The sequence below is a fragment of the Arthrobacter sp. AG258 genome, assembly GCF_004364695.1.
Lineage (GTDB): Bacteria > Actinomycetota > Actinomycetes > Actinomycetales > Micrococcaceae > Arthrobacter.
On sequence record NZ_SOBI01000004.1, the window covers coordinates 275,412 to 299,694 of the forward strand.

Genomic DNA, 24,283 nt, shown 5'->3' on the forward strand with positions numbered 1-24,283 from the left:
CGAGGCAACAAGCACCGTGCTGCCAACCCGTTACAGGACGTCCACGCCGTCCAGGCGCAACTGTACCGGCTCCACGGTCCGCTTGGCGGCCGCGGCTGCCCGGGTGGCCCGCAGGACACGGACGACGGCGGCCGCCTGGCCATACGGGAAGAACAGCAGGGTCCGGACGTCCTCGGCCGAGCGCCTCCCGGACGGCGGAGCGGTCAGCACCAGCGGCGCCGGGCCTGCGGTGCGCACCGTTATTCCGGCGCTGCCGAGCCCGGCCTCCACGGCGGCCGTGAAGTGTTCGACGGCGGGTCGCGGCCCGGTGACAGATGCGATCCGGACCGCCGGGGGCAACTGGAGTTCCATCCTCAGGGCCAGCTCCCGCTGGGCATAGCCGGCAGGATCCCAACGGAGCAGGGCGCCTGTGGCAGCGGTGTCCGTGGCCGTCACCACCACCAGTCCGCCGTCCGGGGCAGGGCGCACCAGTGCCGCGGCGTTCAGCCACCGCCTGACCGTGTCCTCGCCGGCGCGGAGGGTTTCCCGCCGCAGCAGGGAGTCGCCGTCCAGGAGCAGGGCCGCTGCATAGCCGCCGGCCGCGACCGGCTCCGCCCCCACCGTGGCCACCACCAGGGCCTTTGCCTCCCCCACCCTGGCCTTTACCTGGTCACCGGAGGAGGTAACGACGGTTTTGCCGGGAAAAGCCCTCCCCAGCTCCTCCGCAGTACGCAGGACCCCGGTGGCCCCTTTCCGGAGCCGCCGGCCGCCGCAGTGGGTGCAGCTCCAGTCCGGTGCCGGCGTCGAACACCAGCGGCACTGGGGAAGCGCCGACGTGCCTGCCAGCGCCAACGGCCCCTGGCAGGTTCCGCAGCGTGCCGGCTCGCGGCACGTTTCGCAGACCAGTGACGGCGCGTAGCCGGACCTGGCCACCTGCACCAGGACAGGTCCGCGCTCCAGGCCTTCCTTGGCGGCCTGCCAGGCCGCGTGCGGAAGCCGGGCGACCGTTGCGAGCGGGTCGCGGGCCTGCTCGAAGGTGTCGGCGGTGCTGACGACCCGCGGAACGGTGGCCCGCAGGGTGTTACGCGGGGTGCTCACGGGGATGGCCCACCCGGACTCCACCAGCCGCTGGACCTCCGTGCTGCGCGAGTGCCCGGCCAGGAGGCAGGCGGCGCCTTCCTGTTCCGCCCGCAGGAGCAGGACTTCCCGGGCGTGCGGGTAGGGCGCGCGTTGCTCGATGTGGAGGTCGTCCCCGTCGTCCCAGCAGGCGACCAGGCCGAGGTCCGGTACCGGTGCGAAGGCGGCAGACCGGGTGCCGATGGCCACTTTGGCGGTGCCGGCCAGCAGGCGAAGGTAGTTGCGGTACCGGGGCGTGGGGCCGTCGTCTGCGGTGAGCCGTGCCACGGCGTCATCCGGCAGCACGTCCTTGAGTGCTGCCTCGAGGCGGTCAAGGTCGCGGTAGTCCGGCACCACCAGCAGGGCGCCGCGGCCCGAGGTGTAGGCGGCGGCAGCGGCTTCGGCGAGGAGGTGCGGCCACCCGGCGGGTCCGTAGCCTTGGAGCGGGTTGACCACCGCGCGCGGCGCTCCACCGGCGGCCAGGTGCCGCAGGAAGGCCGCACCGGTGCGGTAGTCCGCCCAGGCTGAGGGGCCGGCGGCGGCGGGAGTGGTTCCGACTTCCGCTTCCGCGTAGGCGCCCGGGTATTCCTTCTCCAGCCTGGCGACGCGGGGTGGAACGGCGAGGCGGAGGACATCGCTGACGGTACCGGCGTACCGGGCGGCGACTGCGGTGGCCAGGTCCCGGACGGCGGGCGTGAGGACCGGAACCGGTGAAACGACCTTGGCCAGGGGCACCAGGGCATGTCCGGCGTCGGACTCCGCCATCCGTTCGAGGAGGAAGCCGTTGAGGTCCTGGCCGTTGAACTTGACCTTGACCCGCACCCCGGGCCGGGCCTCCCGGTCAAGGGAGGCCGGGACGGCGTAGTCGAAAGGCCGGTCCAGGTGCGGGAGGGAGGACTCCACGAGAACCCGCGCCACCGGCAGCTGTGCTGCCATGGCTCCGGCGGACGGAGTCCGAACCGGAAATCCCTGCAGCAACGATGGCTGGACGGAACTGTCAGCAACCATGGCGGTTACCTCCGTTCAGCTACCGGGTTGGACAAGGACAGCCAAGCACCGGGCACTGACATTGGTCTTCCGGACGCCTCACGGGGACTGTCAGGCGTTGAAGAATGCCTTCAGGTCATCCACCCGGTCCAGGCGTTCCCAGGTGAAGTCAGGATCGTCGCGGCCGAAGTGCCCGTGCGCGGCGGTCTTTGCGTAGATGGGCCGCTTCAGGTCAAGGGCGTCAATGATGGCGCGCGGGCGGAGGTCGAAGATCTCGGCGATGGCGGCGCTGATCCTGGCCGGGTCCACGGTCTCGGTGCCGAACGTCTCCACGTACGTTCCCACGGGCCGGGCCTGGCCGATAGCGTACGCGATCTGGATCTCGGCGCGCTTGGCCAGTCCTGCGGCCACCACGTTCTTGGCAACCCAGCGCATGGCGTAGGCAGCAGAGCGGTCCACCTTGGACGGGTCCTTGCCGGAGAAGGCGCCACCGCCGTGGCGGGCCATGCCGCCGTAGGTGTCCACGATGATTTTGCGGCCGGTGAGTCCGGCGTCCCCAACCGGTCCGCCGATAACGAACTCACCGGCCGGGTTGAGGATGTTGGCGGTGCGCGAGAGGTCCAGGTTGGCGCCGGCAAGAACGGGTTCGATCACGATGGCGGCGAGGTCCGCGCGGAGCTGCTCGAGGCTTGCGCCGTCGGCGTGCTGGCTGGAGATCACTACTGTCTCCACGGAGACGGGGACGTCTTTGTCGTAGCCAACGGTCACCTGGGTCTTGCCGTCCGGGCGGAGGTAGGCCAGCTGGCCCGTCTTGCGGACCTCGGTGAGTCGTTCGGACAGCCGGTGGGCGAGCCAGATCGGCGTCGGCATGTAGGAAGGGGTCTCGTCGCTGGCGTAGCCGAACATCAGGCCCTGGTCCCCTGCGCCCTGGAGGTCGTAATCGTCCTCCTGGCGGCCCTCGCGCGCCTCGAGTGAGTTGAACACACCGCCGGCAATGTCGTTGGACTGCTGTCCGATGGAGACGGAGACGCCGCACCGGGCGCCGTCGAAGCCGTTGGCCGAGGAATCGTAGCCGATTCCCAGGATGGTCTCACGGACGATCTGCGGGATCTCGACGTAGGCGTCGGTGGTGACTTCGCCTGCCACGTGCACCAGACCCGTGGTGGCCATGGTTTCCACGGCCACGCGCGACTCGGGGTCGGCTGCCAGCAGCGCGTCCAGGATGGCGTCGCTGATCTGGTCGCAGATCTTGTCCGGATGGCCCTCGGTGACCGACTCGGACGTGAAGAGCCGGAGTGCGGCGGGCGTGGCCCCGTGGGCCTGGGGAAGGTGCAGCGGTAAAGTCACTCAACTACCTTACTGGTTGGTGTTGCTTGCCAGGCGGGAGATGTCCCTGTGCTAAGCAAACGTGGCCTGAAACACTTCAGGCGCGGGGCGAAACGTGGTTCAGTTCAAAGCTGATGCGCCTGATGATGGCTTCCGAAACCTCGGTTTTGGTCCCGGACGCCTCCTGTGGTTCGGAGCCGGCCCGGGAGAGGATGACCACCGCGTTGGAGTCCTGGCCAAAGACCTTGTCCATCCCCACGTGGTTGACCACCAGCAGGTCGCAGCCCTTGCGCTGCAGTTTGGCTTGGGCGTAAGCCAGGACGTCGCCCTGGCTGTCTCCCGTTTCGGCGGCGAAGCCGACGACGAGCTGGCCGCTTCCGGCACGGGATGCGTTGCGCTTCTCCACGAGTTCCTGCAGGATGTCCGGGTTGCGGACCAGGGTGATGACGGGGTCGGCGGTGTCGTCCCGCTTCTTGATTTTGGTGTCCGAGACTTCTGCGGGCCGGAAATCGGCCACGGCAGCGGACATGATGATCACGTCGGAATCGGCTGCTGCAGCCAGTGCGGCCTCACGGAGCTCCAGGGCCGTCTCCACACGTTGCACCTCAACCCCTGCCGGCGCCGGGACCTCCATGTGGGCTGCCAGCAAGCGCACGGTGGCCCCGGCATTCCGCGCGGCAACGGCCAGCGCGACGCCCTGCTTGCCGGAGGACCGGTTGCCGAGGAACCTGACCGGGTCCAGGGGTTCCCGGGTTCCGCCGACGCTGATGGTGACGGTGCGTCCCGCCAGCGGAAGCTGGTAATCGGACCGGCCCTGCACCAGCGCCATGGCGGCGTCGAAGATGGCCTGGGGTTCCGGGAGCCTGCCCGGTCCCGAGTCTGCCCCTGTCAGCCTGCCGGAGGCGGGTTCAAGGACTGCAGCACCACGCCCGCGGAGAGTTTCCACGTTGGCGCGCGTGGCGGCATGTTGCCACATCTCCGTGTGCATGGCCGGGGCAAAGAGCACCGGGCCGTGGGCCATAAGCAGCGTGTTGGTCAGGAGGTCGCCGGCCTGGCCGGTGGCTGCCTTGGCAAGGAGGTCGGCCGTGGCGGGTGCGACGACCACGAGGTCGGCCTCGTGGCCCAGCCGTACGTGGTTGACCAGGTGCACGTCATCGAAAACGCTGTTGCTGACCGGGTTGCCGGACAGCGCCTCCCAGGTGGCCGTACCGACGAACCGGGTGGACGCCTCGGTGGGGATCACCGTGACGTCATGGCCGGCTTCAGTAAAAAGCCGGAGGAGCGACGCCACCTTGTAGGCGGCAATCCCTCCCCCGACTCCGAGGACTATGCGCACGTGACCTCCGTCAACAGCAAGTCAGTTCGGTTGCAGGACTACTCTGCGGCTTCGATCGGCGTGGAAACCAGCTTGCCTTCGTTGATCTCGCGCAGGGCGATCGAGAGCGACTTCTCGTTCAGCTTGGTATCGACCAGGGGGCCGACATACTCGAACAGGCCCTCGTGCAGCTGGGCGTAGTAGGCGTTGATCTGACGAGCACGCTTGGCACCGAAGATCACCAGGCCGTACTTGGAATCCGCTACCTTCAGCAGATCGTCGATCGGCGGGTTGATGATGCCTTCAAGGTTCGTAGACACGAATTTCTCCAAATTCCTAGCGGGCTGACGGTTCCGGCAGATGTGGATGCGGGGTCAGCCCCATGAGTGAAACAAGCTCGTCCGCTGCCCGGCGGACGTCATCATTGATGACGGTGTGGTCGAACTCCGGTTCAGCAGCAAGTTCCAGTTTAGCGGTTTCCAGCCGGCGCTGCTGTTCCTCGGGGGTTTCGGTCCCCCGGCCCACCAGCCGGCGGACCATCTCGTCCCACGTCGGCGGCGCCAGGAAGACGAACTGCGCGTCCGGGACTGCCGCCTTGACCTGGCGGGCGCCCTGCAGGTCGATCTCCAGCAGGACTGAGCGGCCCTCGGCGATCGCCCGGTTCACGGTGCTCTTCAACGTGCCGTAGGTGTTCTGGCCGTGGACCACGGCCCATTCCAGCAGTTCACCGTCGGCGATGAGCTGCTCGAATTCTTCCTTGGACTTGAAGAAGTAGTGGACGCCATCCTCTTCCCCGGGCCGGGGGGCGCGGGTGGTGGCCGAGACGGAAAGCCAGACTTCGGGGTAGTTGTCCCGGATGTAGGTGGACACGGTGCCTTTGCCAACAGCCGTCGGACCTGCGAGGACTGTCAGTCCGGGTTTCTTGCTCACGTATTCCTTTTGCTGGAGGTGGGGAAGCGCAGGCGGCCGGCCTGCGCTAATGCTCGTCTATAAAATCTACCAGCGCCCGCCGCTGGTGGACGCCCAGCCCGCGGACCCGGCGGGAGGCCGCAATGCCCAACTGCTGCATGATGGCCGCGGCCCGCACCTTTCCGATGCCGGGAAGGGCTTCGAGGAGTTCGGACACCTTCATCCGGGCCAGGGCGTCGTCCTCAAGGGCTGAGCCAATGATGTCCGCCGCGGACCTGTCCCCGTTTCGAAGGCTTTCCTTGGCCGCTGCCCGGGTGGCCCTTGCCGCCGCCGCCTTGCCCAGGGCCTCGGCCCGTTCAGTCGCAGATAAAGGTCGCAGGACCATCACGGACACCCCCGGAGTCGGCGGATTTCATCCAAGGGCGGCCGCCCTTGGACCTGTCCTGAAAATACCCTTTGGTGCAGCCTGAAGCAATGCATCCGGGGAATTGGCGGACTATTGTCCCCGCAGCCCGTCCAAGGTGCGCTGGGCAGCTTCCCGCAATCCGCCCGGCCGGGGTCCCGCCGAGAGGATGTCCCGGCTGGAGGTTCCCAGGACCAGCGGGTACGCGGCGCCGAACGTGGCCCGGAGGTCGGCAGGGGTAGCTCCCTGGGCGCCAAGGCCTGGCGCCAGGATGGGGCCGCGGACTGCTGCGAGGTCCAGCTCGAGGTCCGTCAGCGCTGTGCCAACGGTGGCGCCCACCACCAGGCCCACGGACCCCAGGTTTCCTGCGTAGCGGGCGTTCTCCGCGGCTGCGGCGGTGGTGATCCTGCGCGCCACCGAATCGCTGCCGCCAACGTGCTGGACGGAGGCGCCTTCCGGGTTGGACGTCAGGGCGAGGACGAACACGCCCCGGCCTGTGTCCGCGGCAAGGTCCAGCGCCGGCCGCAAGGACTCGAACCCCAGGTAGGGGCTGAGGGTGACCGAGTCCGCCGCCAGCGGGGAGCCGTCACGGAGCCACGCGTCGGCGTAGGCGGCCATGGTGGATCCGATGTCCCCGCGCTTGGCATCGGCGATGCTGAGCACCGACTGCTCGCGGGCCCCGGCCAGGACCTCTTCCAGCACGGCAATACCGGCGGATCCATGCCGTTCGTAAAGGGCCACCTGGGGCTTCACCGCGGCAGCGAGCGGAGCCACGGCCTCAAGGACCGTCAGCGAAAACCGTCTCAGCCCGGCGGCGTCGTCGTCCAGGCCCCAGCTTTCCAGCAGCGCCGGGTGCGGGTCGATGCCCACGCAGAGCGGACCGCGGGATGCCATGGCGGCGCCCAGCCGGGAGCCAAAAGACTCCCGGCCGGCGCCCGGTACCTGCTCAGGCATGCTGCAGGGCCGCCTTCGCCTTCTGCTGCGACTCGGCGAGGGCAGCCGCGTGCTCCTGCAAGCTGGTGACGGACCACTCGTAGGTGCGCATGGCTTCGATGGCCTGGACGGCGGCGTTGAACTCGGCCACCGTGGTGATGCACGGAATGCCGATGGACGTGGCCGCGGCCCGGAGCTCGTAGCCGTCGCTGCGGGCTTCGCCGCCGGACGGTGTGTTGAAGACCATGTCGATCTCTCCCGCGACGATGAGGTCGGCGATGGTGCCTTCCCCTTCGGCGCTGCTGCCCTCGGCCACCTTGCGTACCGGGGTGGCCTGGATGCCGTTGCGGCGCAGGACATCGGCGGTGCCACCGGTGGAGACGATCTCGAAACCGAGGTCCGAGAGCCGCTTGACGCCCATGATCACCGAGCGCTTGTCCCGGTTGGCCACGGACACGAAGACCTTGCCTTCGGTGGGCAGGGCGTTGTTCGCGCCCGCCTGGCTCTTGGCGAAGGCGGTGTCGAAGTGCTTGTCGATGCCCATGACTTCGCCGGTGGAACGCATCTCGGGCCCGAGCAGGGAGTCCACCACCTTGCCCTCGACCGTCCGGAACCGGCTGAACGGCAGCACGGCTTCCTTGACGGCCACGGGCGCGTCCAGCGGGAGGGTGGATCCATCGCCGGTTTCGGGCAGCATCTTGTAGGCGCTGCGCAGCTGGTTGATGGTCACGCCGGTGCCGATCAGCGCGGCGGCCTTGGCCATCTGGACGCCGGTGGCCTTGGACACGAACGGCACGGTCCGGGAGGCGCGCGGATTGGCTTCCAGGACGTACAGGACGTCCGAGGCCAGCGCGAACTGGATGTTGATCAGTCCGCGCACGCCCACGCCCTCGGCGATGGCGCGGGTGGCCACGCGGACCCGTTCAATGACGTTGCTGCCCAGGGTGATGGGCGGCAGGACGCAGGCGGAGTCACCGGAGTGGATGCCGGCTTCCTCGATGTGTTCCATGATGCCGCCCAGGTACATGTCGGTGCCGTCGAAGAGGGCATCGACGTCGATCTCGACGGCGTCTTCCAGGAACCGGTCGATCAGGACCGGGTGGTCCGGGGTGATCTCGGTGGCGTTGGCGATGTAGCGCGAGAGGTTCGGCTCGTCGTAGACGATTTCCATGCCGCGGCCGCCCAGCACGTAGGACGGGCGGACCAGGACGGGGTAGCCAATCTCATCGGCAATCTTCTTGGCGTCCTCGAAGGAGACGGCCGTACCGTTCTTCGGCGCCACCAAGCCGGCCTTGTCCAGCACGCGGGAGAAGGCGCCACGGTGCTCGGCGAGGTCGATGGCCTCCGGTGAGGTACCCAGGATGGGCACGCCGGCGTCGGCGAGCTGCTGCGCCAGCTTCAGCGGGGTTTGGCCGCCAAGCTGGACGAACACGCCCATGACGCCGCCCGTGCGTTCCTCGGCCGCGATGACCTCGAGGACGTCCTCCAGCGTAAGGGGCTCGAAGTACAGCCGGGTGGAGACGTCGTAGTCGGTGGAGACGGTTTCCGGGTTGCAGTTGACCATGACGGTCTCATAGCCGGCCTTGCGGAGCGCCATGGACGCGTGGACGCAGGAGTAGTCGAACTCGATGCCCTGGCCGATGCGGTTGGGGCCTGAGCCGAGGATCAGGATGGACGGCTTGGAGTGCAGCGCGACCTCGTCCTCCTCGTCATAGGCCGAGTAGTGGTACGGCGTGTAGGCGGCGAATTCGGCGGCGCAGGTGTCAACGGTCTTGTAGACGGGGCGGATGCCGAGGGCCTGGCGGACGCCCCGGACCACTGCCTCAGGGTTGTGCGTGAGGGAGCCGATCTGCTCGTCCGAGAAACCGTGGCGCTTGGCGCGCTTGAGCATGTCCGCTGTCAGAGCACCGGCCTGGCGGATTTCGCGGGAGATCTCGTTGAGCAGCTGGAGCTGGTCAAGGAACCAGGGATCGATCTTGGTGGCCTCGAAAAGCTGCCCCACGGTGGCGCCGCCCAGGAGGGCGCGCTGGACCTGGTGCAGGCGCTCGGTGGTGGGGCGTTTGGCCTTTTCGATGAGTTCGGCCACTTCCCATTCAGGGACGCTGCTGAAGTCCAGCTGCGAGCCCTTCTGTTCCAGGGAGCGCAGTGCCTTCTGCAGTGCTTCGGTGAAGTTGCGGCCCATCGCCATGGCCTCGCCCACCGACTTCATGGTGGTGGTAAGGGTGTTGTCCGCCGCAGGGAACTTCTCGAAGGCGAAGCGCGGCACCTTGACCACCACGTAGTCGAGGGTGGGTTCGAAGGACGCCGGGGTCTTCTGGGTGATGTCGTTGGGGATCTCGTCCAGGGTGTAGCCCAGCGAGAGCTTGGTGGCGATCTTGGCGATCGCGAAGCCGGTGGCCTTGGAAGCCAGTGCGGAGGAGCGGGAGACGCGCGGGTTCATTTCGATGACCACCACACGGCCGGTGGCGGGGTCGATCGCGAACTGGATGTTGCAGCCGCCGGTATCGACGCCCACCTCGCGGATGACGGCGATGGCGACATCGCGCAGCTTCTGGTACTCGCGGTCAGTGAGGGTCAGCGCCGGAGCAACCGTGATGGAGTCGCCGGTGTGCACGCCCACGGGGTCGAAGTTCTCGATGGAGCAGACGACAACCACGTTGTCGTTCTTGTCCCGCATCATTTCGAGCTCGTATTCCTTCCAGCCCAGGATGCTCTCCTCGAGCAGCACCTCGCTGGTGGGGCTGTACTGCAGGCCCTGGCCGACAATGCGGCGCAGGTCGTCCTCGTTGTAGGCCAGTCCGGAGCCCAGGCCGCCCATGGTGAAGGAGGGGCGGACCACCATGGGGTAGCCCAGGTCGTCGGCTGCCGTGAGGGCTTCATCCATGCTGTGGATGATGTGGCTGCGGGCGGATTCCGCGCCGCAGCGCTCCACGACGCCCTTGAACTTTTCCCGGTCCTCGCCCAGCTCAATAGCGGCGATGTTGGCACCGATCAGCTCGACGTTGTACTTCTCCAGTACACCGTTCTTGTCCAGGGCGATGGCGGTGTTCAGCGCGGTCTGCCCGCCCAGGGTGGGCAGGACGGCGTCCGGCCGTTCCTTGGCGATGATCTTCTCCACCACCTCGGGGGTGATGGGCTCAACGTAGGTGGCGTCGGCGAACTCGGGGTCGGTCATGATGGTGGCCGGGTTGGAGTTCACGAGGATGACGCGAAGGCCCTCCTCCTTGAGGACGCGCAGGGCCTGCGTGCCGGAGTAGTCGAATTCGGCGGCCTGGCCGATGACGATCGGGCCGGAACCAATGACGAGGACGCTTTTGAGGTCTGTACGTTTTGGCATTACTTCTTGTCCTCGGTCTTGTTGTCGTTGGCAGTCTTGGTGTCAGCGTCCTTGGTGTCCGCCATCAGGTCGATGAAGCGGTCGAACAGGTACGCGGCGTCGTGCGGGCCGGCGGCAGCTTCGGGGTGGTACTGCACGGAGAACGCCGGGATATCCAGGCAGGCGAGGCCTTCCACGACGTCGTCGTTCAGGCTGATGTGGCTGACTTCCACCCGGCCGTACCGTGATTCCGGCGCCTGGGTGGCGCCGTCGAGCGGGGCGTCCACGGCGAAGCCATGGTTCTGGGAGGTGATTTCGACCTTCCCGGTGCGGCGGTCCATCACGGGCTGGTTGATGCCGCGGTGTCCGTAGCGGAGCTTGTACGTGCCAAAGCCCAATGCCCGGCCCAGGATCTGGTTGCCGAAGCAGATGCCGAAGTACGGCAGCTTTTCGTCCAGGACTGAGCGGAGCAGCTTGACCTGGGCGTCTGCGGTCGCTGGGTCGCCAGGGCCGTTGGACATGAAGAAACCGTCCGGGTTGACGGCCTTGACATCCTCAAGGGTGGCGGTGGCCGGCAGCACATGGACGCGGACGCCCCGCTCGGCGAACCGTACCGGGGTCATGGCTTTGATGCCGAGGTCGATCGCCGCGATGGTGAAGCGGGGTTCACCTTCCCAGCCGTGGTCCTTCGGTTCCACGACGTAGGCTTCGTCGACGCTGACCTCCTCGGCCAGGCGGGAACCTTCCATGGGCGCACTGGCCAGGACGGCGTCGAGCAGTTCCTTGTCCGTGGCCTCTGCCGCCCCGCCGGAGAAGATGCCGGCGCGCATGGTCTTGTGCTCGCGCAGGTGGCGGGTGATGGCTCGGGTGTCCACGCCCTGGATGCCGACGATGCCCTGGGCCACCAGTTCCTCGTCAAGGGAGCGCTCGGAGCGCCAGTTGGAGGGCCGGCGGGCAGCGTCCCGGACAATGTAGCCGGCCACCCAGATCCGCCGGGACTCGGCGTCCTCGCTGTTCACACCGGTGTTGCCGATGTGGGGTGCCGTCTGTACCACGAGCTGGCGGGCATAGGACGGGTCGGTAATGGTTTCCTGGTAGCCGGTCATGCCGGTGGCGAAGACGGCCTCGCCCAGGGCGGTGCCGGTGGCGCCGTAGCTGGTGCCTCGGAAAATGCGGCCGTCTTCGAGAACCAGCGCAGCCGGGGCTGACACAGGAGCGGAGGTGGTTGCTGTCAATGTATTCGCTTTCACTGTCTTACTTTCCACTGGTGGCACCAGCCGCTGGGGCTGACGAAATCAATTCCTGAAGGGCCTGGTAAAGCACGTCTTTGTCGGCGGCGCGTCGGGTCCGGAAGCCGGTGTCAAGCTCATGCGCGCCGAGCATCCAGGCCAGCACGAGCAGGCCGTCTTTCTCGACGAACTTCCCGGCCATGCCGCTGTCCTGCCGGACACCGGTCAGGTAAGCGGCAGGGATGTAGAGCGCCGGCGCTCCGGCCCGTTCGTAGAGGACGCCGTGCGGGTAGACCGCGAGGGTTGCATTGGTGCGGATCCCGAGGCCGTGGACGGCGATCCGGTCGAGCCAGTCACCGGCGGTGGTGGTGGCAACGTACTGCCCTTCGGCGACGGCGGCGGGTTCACCGGGTGCCGCAGGCACCTCGGGCAGCTGTTCGACGTCGGCCTGGCGCCTGAGCCGGTTGCGCCAGCCGATGCCCAGGAGGACAAAGACGACGGCGACGACCGCCAGCATGGCAAGTCCGGGGAGGATTTTGTCCATCAGGCAACGCCCGCCGTGGTGGCTGCGGCGTCCGGGTGGGGCGTGTTCAGTGCACCCTCGAGCACCGTGGGGTGTCCCTTGTAGAAGGTGGCAACCACCTTGCCCGGCAATTCCCGGCCCTTGAACGGCGAGTTGCGGCCCATGGTGGCCATCGTGGACGGATCGACGGTCCAGCGGGCTGCCGGGTCCACCAAAATGAGGTTGGCGGGCTCACCGGCTTCGATGGGCCGTCCCTGGTCGGACAGCCGCCCGATCTTAGCCGCGGCCGTGGAGGTGACGCGGGCGAAGTCCCGCCATGTCATCAGTCCGGTTTCGATCATGGCGTGCTGCACGACTGAGAGGGCCGTTTCAAGTCCGGTCATGCCCATGGCGGCCTGCGCCCATTCACATTCCTTGTGCTCGCTGGGGTGCGGTGCATGGTCGGTACCCACGACGTCGATCGTGCCGTCTGCGAGCCCGGCACGCAATGCCTGGACGTCGGCATCGGTGCGCAGCGGCGGGTTGACCTTGAAGACGGGGTCGTAGCTGCGCACGAGGTCATCGGTCAGCAGCAGGTGGTGCGGGGTCACCTCGGCGGTGACGTCGATGCCCCGTTCCTTGGCCCAGCGGATGATTTCCACGGAGCCTGCCGTGGATACGTGGCAGACGTGCAGCCGCGAGCCGACATGCTGGGCCAGCAGGACGTCGCGGGCGATGATGCTTTCCTCGGCGACGGCAGGCCAGCCGGTCAGGCCGAGAACCGCGGAGACGTCGCCCTCGTTCATCTGTGCCCCGGCGGTGAGGCGGGGTTCCTGCGCGTGCTGGGCCACGACGCCGTCGAACGCCTTGACGTATTCCAGCGCCCGGCGCATCAGGACGGGATCGTGGACGCAGATGCCGTCGTCGGAGAACATCCGGACCCGGGCGCGGGAGTCGGCCATGGCGCCAAGTTCCGCCAGCTGCTCCCCCGCCAGTCCGACCGTGACGGCCCCGACCGGGCGCACGTCCACCCAGCCTGCGGCCCGGCCCAGGGTGTAGACCTGCTCGACGACGCCGGCGGTGTCGGCGACGGGAGTGCTGTTGGCCATGGCATGAACAGCCGTGTAGCCCCCCAGAGCCGCTGCGCGGGTTCCGGTTTCGACGGTTTCGGCGTCCTCGCGGCCGGGTTCGCGCAGGTGGGTGTGGACATCCACCATGCCGGGCAACGCCACGCAGCCGGCGGCGTCGATCACCGTGGCTCCGCCGGCATCCAGGCCGTGGCCGATCTCGGCGATGATGCCGTCACGGATCAGCACGTCCGAGGCTTCGCCGCCCAGGATGGAGGCGCCCTTAATGAGGTAGGTTCCGGTGGTGGTCGTCATCAGATGCTCTCCTTCATGGGCGCGGCGGTGGTGTAGGCCGGGGCCCGGGTTGCGGCTGGTTCGCGGGAATCCCCGGAGAGCAGCAGGTACAGTGCGGCCATCCGAACGGACACGCCGTTGCGGACCTGTGCCAGGACGGTGGACCGGGGTGAGTCGGCTGCGGCGGCGCTGATTTCCAGGCCCCGGTTCATGGGACCTGGGTGCATGATGATGGTGTCTGTCATGCCGAGGTCGTCCAGGGCGCGAAGCCGGTTGTCGTCGAAGCCCCAGCGGCGGGAGTATTCCCTGGTGCTGGGGAAGAACGAGGCGTTCATGCGTTCGCCCTGGACGCGGAGCATCATGACGGCGTCCACGCCGTTTGCCAGGGTTTGGTCGAGGTCATAGCTGACGTTGCAGGGCCATTGTTCGACGCCGACCGGCAGCAGGGTGGGTGGCGCCACCAAGGTGACCTCCGCGCCCAGGGTCCGGAGCAACCAGACGTTGGACCGTGCCACGCGTGAGTGCAGGACATCGCCGACGATCGCGACGCGCAGGCCTTTGAGGTCTGTTCCCTCCGACGCCGTTCCGGCCAGCCGCGCCCAGTGCCGGCGCATGGTGAAGGCGTCCAGGAGGGCCTGGGTGGGGTGTTCGTGGGTGCCGTCACCGGCGTTGATGACGCCGGCGTCGATCCAGTCCGTTGCGGCGAGCCGGTGCGGCGCGCCGGAAGCCCAGTGGCGGATGACGACGGCGTCGGCCCCCATGGCGGACAGCGTCTGGGCGGTGTCCTTGAGGGATTCTCCCTTGGATACCGAGGACCCCTTCGCGGCGAAGTTGATCACATCGGCAGAGAGCCGCTTGGCTGCGGCTTCAAAGGAGATCCGGGTCCGGGTGGAGTCCTCGAAGAAAAGGTTGACCACCGTGCGTCCGCGCAGGGCCGGGAGTTTCTTGACCTCCCGCTCGCCCACGGCAGACATTTCCTCGGCGGTGTCCAGGATGCGGATGGCATTTTCAAGGCTGAGGTCCTGGGTGGACAGGAGGTGTTTCATGCGCCGCCCTCGATCACGACTTCGTTGACCGGTGATCCGCCTTGGGGTGTGTCGGTCTCCTCGAGCCGGACCCGTACCTTTTCGGCGGAGGAGGTGGGCAGGTTTTTGCCCACATGGTCAGCACGGATGGGAAGTTCGCGGTGGCCCCGGTCGATCAGGACGGCCAGCCGGACGATGCGCGGGCGGCCGAGGTCAACGAGGGCGTCCAGGGCGGCGCGGATGGTGCGTCCCGAGTACAGGACGTCGTCAATCAGCACCACTACCTTGTTGTCGATCCCCGTCCGGGGCAGTTTGGTGGGGTACGGCGGCCGGGTCCCCTGGTGGGAAAGATCGTCGCGGAACATGGTGACGTCAAGCTGGCCCACGATGGCGGCGGCGTCCACGGTGGCGTCGGCAGCCGCAATTTTTTCGGCCAGCCGGACAGCCAGCGGGTATCCGCGGCGGGGAATGCCCAGCAGGACCAAGTCCCGGGATCCCTTGTTGGCTTCGAGGATCTCGTGGGCGATACGAGTGAGTGCCCGGTCGATGTCCGCCTGGCTGAGGACAACCCTGGCTGGAACCGGTGCGCTGGTGACAGAAGTCAACGCTCGTCTCCCCTTTCCCCGCCTCACAGGACGGAATTAAAAAAGGAACATTTGCTGTTCAAAATTACCACATCGCCTCGCCGTGCCTGCGCCCGGGAGACGCGTTGCTGGTCACATCGGCTGGCGCGGATTCGTGGTTCCTTGGCGCTCCGGCGCCCCCCGCCTAGGCTTTCCGTTATGCCGACGTATCCGCAGCAACCAACACCAGGGCTCCCCGAGGACCCCTACCGCGAAGCACCCGGGCCGGTCCCCCGGCAGGCCAACCCCAGCTGGATGGGCCAGGTCCATCCAGGACACTACCGCCCGGCACCGGGGCACGGCGGCCAGCCCTTGGCCACGGTCGGTCCGCACCTCCCGGGGACTGCGCTGCGGGTATCCCGGGCACGGACCGGACTGGCGGGACTGTCCATCGCAGGCGGTGTGCTCGCGTTCCTGAGCCTGTTCCTGGTGGTCCCGTTCCTGCTGTCCAATACCGGCGCCGGCGGATTCCTGATCGGGTTCCTCGCGTCCCTGGTTCCTTTGTCCGTGGTCCTGGCGGCGGTCCACATTATCGACAGGTGGGAACCGGAGCCGAAGCGGCTGCTGTTGTTCGCCTTCGTGTGGGGTGCTGCGGTATCCGTTGCGGTGACCCTGCTCATCCAGCCGTTCTTTGTGATCGCGTTCCAGTTCACGGACCAGGCGGACCTGCAGACGTACATGGCCACCGTGCAGGCGCCCGTGGTCGAAGAATTCGCCAAGTCCCTGGGCCTGCTGATCATCCTGCTGGCAGCGCGACGGCAATTCGACGGGCCCGTTGACGGCGTCGTTTTTGCCTTCACCATCGCCGGCGGGTTCGCCTTCACCGAGAACATCCTCTACTTCGGCAGGGCCGTGGCCGAATCGGCTTCCCCAGCCAGCGACCTCGCCCAGATCTTCTTCCTCCGAGGCGTGATGTCGCCCTTCGCGCACGCGATCTTCACCGGAACCACGGGACTGGTGATGGGGTTCGCCGCGCGGAAGTGGCATACCGGAGCGTCCGTGGGAGCCTTCCTGGCAGGGCTGCTGCCGGCCATGTTCCTGCACAACAGGTGGAACAGCATGGGCAGGGGCTTCCTGCTGGACTACATCATGGTCCAGGTTCCGATCTTCCTGCTGGCGGCGGCAGGCATCATCTTCCTTCGGGTTGCCGAGAAGCGCCTGACCCGGCAGCGGCTGCTGGAGTATTCGGCCGCGGGCTGGTTCACGCCGGACGAGGTGCAGCTCCTGGCGACCCCCGCCGGAAGGCGCACGGCGTTGTCCTGGGCCGCCACCGCGGGCCGGAGACCGCAGATGAAGCAGTTCCTGAAAGCGGCCACACAGCTCGCGAATATCCGCCAGCGGATCCTGAGCGGGCGGGACGTGCCTCTTCACCAGGCCGAGGAGCGGCACCAGCTCCAAAGGATCCTGGAGCTCCGGGCGGCCATCGCCCGTTGAGAACGCAGAAGGGGCCCGCCGGATGTCCGGCGGGCCCCTTGGCGTTCGGCTGACGCCGCAAACCTGGGCTCTTCGCTAGGCGAGCAGCGAAGGCTTCAGCTGTTGCAAGCGCCCGAGCAGGCCGTTGATGAACTGCGGAGACTCATCCGTGGACAGCGTCTTGGCCAGTGCAACGGCTTCGCTGACCGCAACTCCGTCGGGGACGTCGTCGTTGTACAGGAGCTCCCACGTACCGATGCGGAGGATGATGCGGTCCACTGACGGCATCCGTTCCAGGCTCCAGCCCTGCGAGTAGGTCTCCAGGAACTCATCAATGGCTGCCTGCTGGGACACTACGCCCTCAACGATTTCCAAGGTGTAGGGGTTGACCACCTGGTCGGTCTTTTCCCGGCGTGCGCGGAGCACGTCAAATGCCGAAACAGAGCGTTGCTCCGCCTCGAAAAGAACATCCAGTGCCCTGTTGCGGGCTTTACCGCGGGCGCTCACTACTCGGTGACCCGGCCCAGGTAGCTGCCGTCGCGGGTGTCCACCTTGACCTTGGTGTTGTTCTCGATGAACAGCGGCACCTGGATCTCGTAACCCGTTTCCAGGGTGGCAGGCTTGGTGCCGGCGGACGAGCGGTCGCCCTGCAGGCCCGGCTCGGTGTAGGTGATTTCGAGGACGACGCTCGGCGGCAGTTCGATGTAGAGCGGGTTGCCGTCGTGGATGGCGATGTTCACCATCTGGTTCTCAAGCATGAAGTTGGTGGCGTCCCCCACCGTGGCCCCGGAAACGGTGATCTGGTCGTAGTCGGAGGTGTCCATGAACACGAAGTCCGCGCCGTCCTGGTACAGGTACTGGTAGTCGCGGCGGTCGACGGTGGCCGTCTCAATCTTGAGGCCGGCGTTGAAGGTCTTGTCGACAACCTTGCCGGACATCACGTTGCGCATCTTGGTGCGGACAAAGGCGCCGCCCTTGCCGGGCTTGACGTGCTGGAACTCGATGATGTTCCACAACTGGCCCTCAAGCTTCAGGACCGTTCCGTTCTTAATGTCGTTAGTGGTTGCCACTGGTTTCCTCTGGTTCCTTTATCCGGCCGTGTGGGCCAGGTGCTGTATGCCGGGCGGGCAAACCAAAGCGGCCCGCCTGCACGTGTTTGTCAAAAATCGCGTGGATGCAAAAATTCCACAACCATTCTACCGGTAAATACCGGGCAGCTTGTCCGCTGCCGCCGCCTGCCTCCTCAGCAGGCCAATTCCAGGATGTCCCGTGCACGCTGGAGCGCCACGGTGGAGGAATAGATTTGGGCAGCATCCGCGGACTGCGCCACCCGCAGGTCCAGCGCCTTGGAGAACGACTCAACGGCGGCCGAGGTCTGGCCGGCTGCGTACTGGGCCTTGCCCAGGAACTGCAGTGCCAGCGCTTCGCGGGGCGTGCCGTGCACCTCGGCCAGGAGTTGCCGGAACAGCTCTATGGCGCGGTCCATCCGGTGGGTGACGCTCAATACCTCGGCTTCGAAAACGCGCAGCCGGAACGATTCCGGGTCCTTGAACCGTGCTTCGGCCAGCAGTTCAGCCGCTTCGGAGGCATGGCCCTCGACCAACAGGACGAAAATGTGGTCCGCGGGGTCGGTGGAGGCCGACAGGGCTTCCCGGACAGCGTCCTCGTTGACGATCTGGGGCATCAGGGTATCCGGGTTTATGCGGATGCCGGGAAATCCGGCCTGGGGCCAGTCGGCGGTGCCATTCATGTCGCCCTGCATCAGGACGCAATTTCCTGGTACGCGGCGAACAGCAGCGAGGTGTCCGGCACATCAAGGATGCCCGGCTTGGCGATTCCGTCCAGCACCACGAAACGCAGCAGGTCGCCGCGGGACTTCTTGTCGCGGCGCATCCCATCCAGCAGACCCTGCCAGCGGTCCCGGCGATAGGTGACCGGCAGCCCAAGGCCGTCCAGGATGCTTCGGTGCCGGTCGGCGTCGGCATCGCTGAGCCTGCCCACGCTGCGGGCAAGTTCGGCCGCAAACATCATGCCCACGGACACGGCTGCGCCGTGCCGCCACGAGTAGCGTTCCACCAGCTCGATGGCGTGGCCCAGGGTGTGTCCGTAATTCAGGATTTCCCGGAGCCCGGATTCTTTGAGGTCCTCGGAAACCACCTTCGCCTTGACGGCGATGGCGCGTTCAATCAGCTCGCGCAGCGCGTCGGAGCGGGGGTCCACCACTGCGGCCGGGTCTTTCTCCACGAGATCGAGGATGGCGGGGTCGGCAATGAAGCCGCACTTGATGACCTCGGCAAGCCCGGAAATGATCTCGTTCTTCGGCAGCGTTTCCAGCGTGTCCAGGTCGGCCAGGACGGCCGCGGGCGGGTGGAACGCCCCCACGAGGTTCTTTCCTTCCGCGGTGTTGATGCCGGTTTTGCCGCCTACCGAGGCGTCCACCATGCCCAGCAGGCTGGTGGGCATGTGGATGACCTTGACGCCGCGCAGCCAGGTAGCGGCTACGAAGCCGGCGAGGTCGGTGACTGCTCCCCCGCCCACAGCCACGATGGCGTCCGAGCGGGTGAAGTCGTTCTGGCCCAGGACCTGCCAGCAGAATGCCGCGACCTGGATGTGCTTGCCTTCCTCGGCGTCCGGGATTTCCGCCGTAAGCGAGGTGAAGCCGGCCTCGGCCAGCTCGTCGCGGACGGTGTCTCCGGTGAGGCGCAGCGCGCGGGGGTGGATCACCAGCACCCGGCGGACGCGTTCACCCAACAGGGCGGGAAGTTCTCCAAGCAGGCCGCGCCCCACGACGACGCCGTAGTTGTTTCCAGCACCTTCGCCGGTGACGTTGATGACTGTTGATTGAGTGTTCACTTCTCAACTTCCTGTTTGGCAGCTGCGTGGTGCCGCAGTGCTGCTTCCAGCCGTGCGCCGAGCTCGGGTATGGAGCCGTGGCGGACGTCCAGGGTGATGTCGGCCAGCCTCTCGTAGACCGGCCTGCGGGTGGCAAACATTGCTGTCCAGCGGCCCATGGCGTCGCCGGCGAGGAGTGGCCGGCCCGAGTTCCGGGCGATCCTGCCTGCCACCGTATCAGCGTCGCATTCGAGGTAGACCACGGTGCAGCGGCCCATGAGCTGCTGGGTCCCGGAGTCCAGTACGGCCCCGCCGCCCAGGGAAATCACCGTGGTGGTCCCGGCCGCGTCCTCAACGGCGTCGGCGACGGTCCGGGCTTCGATTTCGCGGAACGCGTGCTCCCCGCGGCCCGCGAAGATATCGGCGATGGAACCGTGGCCGGCAACGATGACGGCGTCGGTGTCAATGAAGCGGGCGCCCAGCTGTTGCGCCAGTTGCTGGCCGATGGCCGATTTGCCGACGGCCATGGGGCCGATGAGCACGATCGGCCGGCCGCCTGCGGGGCCGGTACTGCTGTGATGGAGCACTACTGGCCGATCGAGTCCAGGGAAGCCGGGATGTTGTCCAGGTAACCCTTGATGTTGCGGGCGGTTTCCGGCACGGAGTCACCACCGAACTTCTCCATGACGGCTTCGGCCAGGACCAGTGCCACCATGGCCTCGGCCACGACGCCCGCAGCCGGGACGGCACAGACGTCGGAGCGCTGGTGGTGGGCCTTGGCCGGTTCGCCGGTGCTGACGTCGATGGTGCGCAGGGCGCGCGGCACGGTGGCGATCGGTTTCATGGCGGCGCGGACCCGGAGGACGTCGCCGATGCTCATGCCGCCTTCGATACCGCCGGCCCGGTTGCTGGCACGGCCGATCCGGCCCTTGCCGTCACGGACAATTTCGTCGTGGGCGGCTGAACCCCGGCGTGCAGCGGTCAGGAAACCGTCGCCCACCTCCACGCCCTTGATGGCCTGGATGCCCATGAGCGCTGCGGCCAGCCGGGCATCGAGCCGGCGGTCCCAGTGCACGTAGCTGCCAAGTCCCGGCGGAAGCCCGTAGGCGAGGACCTCGACCACGCCTCCCAGCGTTTCGCCTTCTTTGTGCGCGGCGTCGACCTCCGCAACCATCGCGTCGGAGGTTTCGCGGTCGAAGCAGCGCAGCGGATCCGTGTCCAACGCGATGACATCGCCGGGCAACGGCAGCGGCCGGCCTTCGGGCACGGTGACGCTGGCGATGGAGACAGTGTGGCTGACCAGTTCGATGCCGAGGTGCCGGAGGAACCGGGCTGCCACGGTGCCGAGGGCAACCCGGGTTGCCGTTTCGCGGGCGCTGGCGCGTTCCAGGACAGGACGCGCTTCATCAAACCCGTATTTCTGCATGCCGGTGAAGTCGGCGTGGCCCGGACGGGGCCGCGTCAGCGGTGCGTTGCGGGCCTGGTCGGCGAGGAGTTCAGCGTCAACGGGGTCGGCAGACATGATCTGCTCCCATTTGGGCCATTCGGTGTTGCCCACCTGGATGGCGACGGGACCGCCCTGGGTGCGGCCGTGCCGTACACCGCCAAGGATGGTGACCACGTCCTGCTCGAATTTCATCCGTGCGCCGCGGCCGTAGCCGAGCCGGCGGCGGGCCAGGGAGTCTGCGATGTCCCCGCTGGTGATTTCCACACCAGCCGGGACGCCCTCAATAATTCCCATCAAAGCCGGGCCATGGGATTCACCGGCAGTCAACCAACGCATAATTTCCATCCTGCCACGTAGGGCGGTCAGAACGCCCGTCGGGCAAGGCCGACTGCGTCACACATCACATCTATGACAGCTGCGTTAACGTCTTCCCCGCGCCGGGTGAAAAGCCGCACCTGCTCCACCGCCTGGTACAACAGCATCTCCAGGCCGGGCACCACGCGGCCGCCTCCGGCCTGCCACACAGAGGCCACCAGGCTGGGCCAGGGATCGTAGGCGACGTCCAGGAGGACACCCGGCGTCGTCGTCTTCAAGGCGGCGATTTCGGCGGCGAGCCCGTCGGCCGCGCGTGGCGGCAAAGTGGAGATGACGACGTCGGCTTCCGACGTCGGGCGCGCGGCGGCGGTGAGGGGGCGGACCTCCAGCGCGACCCCCAGGCTGCCCGCAGCGGCGCGGACGTCCGACGTCCGCGACGAATCACGGACGTACACCTGGACCGCGGTGGTGCCAAGTTCCTTGAGGGCAGCAACAGCCGACGCCGCCGTGCCGCCGCCGCCGAGGATGACGGCGGACGGCGCCGCAGCCGTCCCGGCGTGGCGCAGGGCATTCACGATCCCCGGGACGTCGGTGTTGGAACCTACCGTCTTCACTGCGCCGCCGGATTCCTCGAAGGTGACTGTGTTCACGACCCCCAGGGTCTGCGCCACTCCGCGGACTTCGTCCACTTCATCAAGCATGGCGGTCTTCAGCGGCATGGTCACCGAGAGCCCGCGCCAGCCGGGCTGGTTCCGGATCTGGCGCATGAACGACGGCAGCAACTGCTCGGTGACGTCGATGGCCGTGTAGCTGATGGCCGCGCCCAGCCGCTCATACGCCGAAAGGTGCAGCGCGGGAGACTTTGAGTGGCTGATCGGGTGGCCCAGGACGGCAGCCCGCAGGCTCATGTGCAGCGGCCCGCGTTGGCCTTGCACCACGCGTTGTATTGCTCAACGTTGACGTTATGTTCGGCGAGCGTCTTCGCGAACTTCGTTTCGTTGGTGTCCAGGTTGACGGTCACCCAGTACAGGTAGTCATTGGACTTGGGCCGTGCTGCCGCGTCGATGGCAGTCTTGCCGGGCGAACCAATGGGGCCCGGCGGGAGTCCGGGGTTGGCATAGGTGTTGTACGGGTTGGACTTGTCCTTACGCTGGTCATCCGTGAAGTTCAGGCTCTTGGTGCCCAAGCCGTAAGTCACCGCCGAATCCACCTGGAGGAAACCGCCGGTCTGGTCGTTCGGCTTGAGCCGGTTATAGATCGCACCGGCCACGTCGCCGTAATCGGCCTGGCCACCCTCGGCCTGGACAATGCTGGCCACAATGACGGCCTCGTACTGCTTGGCGGGGTCGGTGATTCCCTGCGACACCAGCTCATCGGTGGTGGCTTTCACGAGGGCCTGCAGGATGTCCTTGGCCGGGGTTCCGAGCGGGAAGCGGTATTCTCCGGGGGCGAGGTAACCTTCGAGGTTCTTCGCGTTTGCCGGCAAGCCAAACTGGGCAGGCTGGTTGCTCAGGGCCTGCAGCTGCTGGATGGAAACGCCCGAACCCTCGGAAATTGCCTGCAGCGACTCACCGATCCGCAGACCTGCGCTAAGGGCGAAGTAGATGACCTTGGACTTGTCTTTGCCGGCCAGGACATCAACGGCGTCGGCGTTCTTCATTTCGGTCTTGAAGACGTAGTCGCCCGGCGACAGCGTTGCGCCGGAGGCATGGAACGCCTGCATGAAGGTGTCGGCATTGGCGACGACCCGCTGGTTCTCAAGGTCGACAGCTACGGACCGGGTGCCCTCGCCGCTTGCCACGGTCACGTGGACCTCGCCCGTCCCCGGTCCGGGGAAGTCCGATGGCTTGCCGCTGCCAAGGAGGGGCTTGAGGAATTGGGCACCCACGGCCACGGCCGTCACGAACACAGCGAGCGTCAGGAACAGCGCCAGCAACCTGCGCCGGCGCCGGACCTTCTTCGAGGGCCGGGGCACTGACTGGGCTGCCGAGGACACGGGAAGCAGCTCATGGGCGGCATCCGGGTGGGCAGCATCCGGATGCGCATCGTCGTGGTATCCGGCGTCGTATGAATGGTCGTCGGGGATTTCCCCGTAATGGTGCCCGTCGGCGTCATGGTGGCCGTCGGCGAAGGGGGCGTGGTCCGGGTGGTGGGCCACGTCGTCGTGGTGCTGTACGTCCTGGTGGTGTGCAACGTCCGCGTAGGCGTACGCGTCCCCGGGGTGCTCCGTATCCGGGACGTGCGCCAGCTCCTCGTGCTGGTGTACGTCGTCGCCAACCTGCACGTTGTCATGCGGCGGCGCAACGGCGTCGTGGTGGGTTCCGGCGGAAGGCCCGTTACTCCAGGATCCAGCGGGGTGGGAGTCACCGGGGTGCGGTCCGTCCTGGATGGATGGCGGCGCATCGGGCGCAGCCGGCACGTCCTCGGCGCCAGGCAGCGGAGCAAAGGTTGGTTCTCCGGCCGAGGGTGCGGTTGCCGGCGGCGTGACGGGAGGCGGGGGGACCTCGCCCGTCTCATAGGCCTGCTCGGGGACGGCGTCGTGGCCGCCGGTATTGAGGCTCTTTTCGCGTGCGCGCAGTTCCTTGCGGGTCAACGGCCTCGCGGCCCCGGCGTCCTGCGGGCCGGAAGTGTCGTCAATGTTGGCAGGGCTCACTGTTGCCTTCCATTATCTGAAAATCGGGCCGTGTCTGCGGAGATGGCGCGGACTGGTTCGTCCACCCCACCGGCCCCCAGGTCCACGGTCGGGGATGGCGCTGTCACGCGTGAGCCGACATCCGCTCCCCTGGCTTTCTGCATGTCGATGGCGTGCTGAAGGATACCCACCGCCGCGACCTGATCAACTACTTTACGGTGGTTCCTGCTGCTCATGCCAGCTTCGTGCAGGTTCCGGTGCGCCGTAACGCTGCTCAGCCGCTCGTCCACGAGGTTCACCGGGACCGCCAAACCGCGGGCGGAAAGCTCTTCAACCAGCAGCAGGGCGTAGTCCGTGGCCATCCTGGCGGACGCGTGTTCTTCGCCCTTCATGGTGCGCGGCAGTCCCACGAAAACCTGGACGGCTCCCTGTTCCTCCGCCAGTTTGGCGATGACCCGCACGTCCGAGTTCTTCTTGGCGTTCCGGTCAAGGGTCTTGTAGGGCGTGGCCAGGATCCCGTCGCGGTCGCACAGGGCCACCCCTACCCGGACGGTGCCCACGTCCACCCCCAGTTTGACGCCCTGGGGGTAGCCGCCGGCAGCTGCAGGATTGGTCATGAC

23 protein-coding genes are annotated in these 24,283 nt (G+C 67.1%); 1 reads left to right on the forward strand and 22 read right to left on the reverse strand.

Annotation, left to right across the window (positions count from 1 at the left end; genetic code table 11):
• Nucleotides 1-30 precede the first annotated feature (30 nt).
• The 13 genes from DFO47_RS10480 to pyrR form a co-directional block, all read right to left on the reverse strand.
• Nucleotides 31-2,103: a primosomal protein N' gene (locus DFO47_RS10480; protein ID WP_133831588.1), complete on the reverse strand. Its 2,073-nt coding sequence runs from the start codon at nucleotides 2,101-2,103 to the stop codon at nucleotides 31-33.
• Between the two features lie 90 nt (nucleotides 2,104-2,193).
• Nucleotides 2,194-3,429 carry a methionine adenosyltransferase gene (metK, locus tag DFO47_RS10485; protein WP_018761414.1) on the reverse strand — a complete coding sequence of 412 codons (1,236 nt, stop codon included), beginning with the start codon at nucleotides 3,427-3,429 and terminating at the stop codon, nucleotides 2,194-2,196.
• A 76-nt stretch (nucleotides 3,430-3,505) separates the two neighbouring features.
• Nucleotides 3,506-4,744 (reverse strand): bifunctional phosphopantothenoylcysteine decarboxylase/phosphopantothenate--cysteine ligase CoaBC, encoded by a 1,239-nt coding sequence (gene coaBC / locus DFO47_RS10490; protein WP_133831589.1) that lies wholly within the window; start codon nucleotides 4,742-4,744, stop codon nucleotides 3,506-3,508.
• A gap of 38 nt (nucleotides 4,745-4,782) precedes the next feature.
• On the reverse strand, nucleotides 4,783-5,043 hold the full coding sequence (gene rpoZ / locus DFO47_RS10495) for a DNA-directed RNA polymerase subunit omega (protein ID WP_026264487.1): 261 nt from the start codon (nucleotides 5,041-5,043) through the stop codon (nucleotides 4,783-4,785).
• A gap of 16 nt (nucleotides 5,044-5,059) precedes the next feature.
• Complete coding sequence (gene gmk, locus DFO47_RS10500; protein WP_018761417.1) at nucleotides 5,060-5,653, reverse strand: guanylate kinase; 594 nt, start codon at nucleotides 5,651-5,653, stop codon at nucleotides 5,060-5,062.
• Nucleotides 5,654-5,699: 46 nt separating this feature from the next.
• Nucleotides 5,700-6,017, reverse strand: coding sequence for an integration host factor, actinobacterial type (gene mihF, locus DFO47_RS10505; RefSeq protein ID WP_026264488.1), 318 nt, complete (start codon nucleotides 6,015-6,017; stop codon nucleotides 5,700-5,702).
• A 111-nt stretch (nucleotides 6,018-6,128) separates the two neighbouring features.
• Nucleotides 6,129-6,989: an orotidine-5'-phosphate decarboxylase gene (gene pyrF, locus DFO47_RS10510; RefSeq protein WP_018761419.1), complete on the reverse strand. Its 861-nt coding sequence runs from the start codon at nucleotides 6,987-6,989 to the stop codon at nucleotides 6,129-6,131.
• A complete protein-coding gene (carB, locus tag DFO47_RS10515) occupies nucleotides 6,982-10,305 on the reverse strand; it encodes a carbamoyl-phosphate synthase large subunit (protein WP_133831590.1) in 3,324 nt (1,107 codons plus the stop codon). Before carB ends, pyrF begins: the two co-directional genes overlap by 8 nt.
• Nucleotides 10,305-11,519: a glutamine-hydrolyzing carbamoyl-phosphate synthase small subunit gene (gene carA, locus DFO47_RS10520; protein ID WP_243835432.1), complete on the reverse strand. Its 1,215-nt coding sequence runs from the start codon at nucleotides 11,517-11,519 to the stop codon at nucleotides 10,305-10,307. Before carA ends, carB begins: the two co-directional genes overlap by 1 nt.
• Nucleotides 11,520-11,538: 19 nt before the next feature.
• Nucleotides 11,539-12,057: a hypothetical protein gene (locus DFO47_RS10525; RefSeq protein WP_133831592.1), complete on the reverse strand. Its 519-nt coding sequence runs from the start codon at nucleotides 12,055-12,057 to the stop codon at nucleotides 11,539-11,541.
• The gene (locus DFO47_RS10530; protein WP_133831593.1) at nucleotides 12,057-13,397 is read right to left on the reverse strand and encodes a dihydroorotase; all 1,341 of its coding nucleotides are present in this window, start codon (nucleotides 13,395-13,397) and stop codon (nucleotides 12,057-12,059) included. Before DFO47_RS10530 ends, DFO47_RS10525 begins: the two co-directional genes overlap by 1 nt.
• Nucleotides 13,397-14,422: an aspartate carbamoyltransferase catalytic subunit gene (locus tag DFO47_RS10535; protein ID WP_133831594.1), complete on the reverse strand. Its 1,026-nt coding sequence runs from the start codon at nucleotides 14,420-14,422 to the stop codon at nucleotides 13,397-13,399. The genes DFO47_RS10530 and DFO47_RS10535 overlap by 1 nt, the downstream gene beginning before the upstream one ends.
• Nucleotides 14,419-15,006, reverse strand: a complete 588-nt coding sequence (gene pyrR, locus DFO47_RS10540; RefSeq protein ID WP_018761425.1) for a bifunctional pyr operon transcriptional regulator/uracil phosphoribosyltransferase PyrR — start codon at nucleotides 15,004-15,006, stop codon at nucleotides 14,419-14,421. Before pyrR ends, DFO47_RS10535 begins: the two co-directional genes overlap by 4 nt.
• Nucleotides 15,007-15,183: 177 nt before the next feature.
• Between pyrR and DFO47_RS10545 the strand changes: the two genes are divergently transcribed.
• Nucleotides 15,184-16,458: a PrsW family glutamic-type intramembrane protease gene (locus DFO47_RS10545; RefSeq protein WP_133831595.1), complete on the forward strand. Its 1,275-nt coding sequence runs from the start codon at nucleotides 15,184-15,186 to the stop codon at nucleotides 16,456-16,458.
• 75 nt (nucleotides 16,459-16,533) lie between these two features.
• On the opposite strand, the gene nusB is transcribed toward DFO47_RS10545, so the two are convergent.
• The 9 genes from nusB to ruvX form a co-directional block, all read right to left on the reverse strand.
• Nucleotides 16,534-16,944 (reverse strand): transcription antitermination factor NusB, encoded by a 411-nt coding sequence (nusB, locus tag DFO47_RS10550; RefSeq protein ID WP_018761427.1) that lies wholly within the window; start codon nucleotides 16,942-16,944, stop codon nucleotides 16,534-16,536.
• A complete protein-coding gene (gene efp / locus DFO47_RS10555) occupies nucleotides 16,944-17,507 on the reverse strand; it encodes an elongation factor P (protein WP_018761428.1) in 564 nt (187 codons plus the stop codon). The genes nusB and efp overlap by 1 nt, the downstream gene beginning before the upstream one ends.
• A gap of 173 nt (nucleotides 17,508-17,680) precedes the next feature.
• Nucleotides 17,681-18,199, reverse strand: a complete 519-nt coding sequence (locus DFO47_RS10560; RefSeq protein ID WP_018761429.1) for a tetratricopeptide repeat protein — start codon at nucleotides 18,197-18,199, stop codon at nucleotides 17,681-17,683.
• A complete protein-coding gene (aroB, locus tag DFO47_RS10565; RefSeq protein WP_018761430.1) occupies nucleotides 18,199-19,290 on the reverse strand; it encodes a 3-dehydroquinate synthase in 1,092 nt (363 codons plus the stop codon). Before aroB ends, DFO47_RS10560 begins: the two co-directional genes overlap by 1 nt.
• Nucleotides 19,287-19,856 carry a shikimate kinase gene (locus tag DFO47_RS10570; protein ID WP_018761431.1) on the reverse strand — a complete coding sequence of 190 codons (570 nt, stop codon included), beginning with the start codon at nucleotides 19,854-19,856 and terminating at the stop codon, nucleotides 19,287-19,289. The genes aroB and DFO47_RS10570 overlap by 4 nt, the downstream gene beginning before the upstream one ends.
• On the reverse strand, nucleotides 19,856-21,055 hold the full coding sequence (gene aroC, locus DFO47_RS10575) for a chorismate synthase (protein WP_026264491.1): 1,200 nt from the start codon (nucleotides 21,053-21,055) through the stop codon (nucleotides 19,856-19,858). The genes DFO47_RS10570 and aroC overlap by 1 nt, the downstream gene beginning before the upstream one ends.
• A 23-nt stretch (nucleotides 21,056-21,078) precedes the next feature.
• Nucleotides 21,079-21,939: a shikimate dehydrogenase gene (locus DFO47_RS10580; RefSeq protein ID WP_133831694.1), complete on the reverse strand. Its 861-nt coding sequence runs from the start codon at nucleotides 21,937-21,939 to the stop codon at nucleotides 21,079-21,081.
• Nucleotides 21,936-23,684, reverse strand: a complete 1,749-nt coding sequence (gene mltG, locus DFO47_RS10585) for an endolytic transglycosylase MltG (RefSeq protein ID WP_133831596.1) — start codon at nucleotides 23,682-23,684, stop codon at nucleotides 21,936-21,938. The genes DFO47_RS10580 and mltG overlap by 4 nt, the downstream gene beginning before the upstream one ends.
• Nucleotides 23,681-24,280 carry a Holliday junction resolvase RuvX gene (ruvX, locus tag DFO47_RS10590; RefSeq protein WP_018761435.1) on the reverse strand — a complete coding sequence of 200 codons (600 nt, stop codon included), beginning with the start codon at nucleotides 24,278-24,280 and terminating at the stop codon, nucleotides 23,681-23,683. Before ruvX ends, mltG begins: the two co-directional genes overlap by 4 nt.
• Nucleotides 24,281-24,283: the final 3 nt, after the last annotated feature.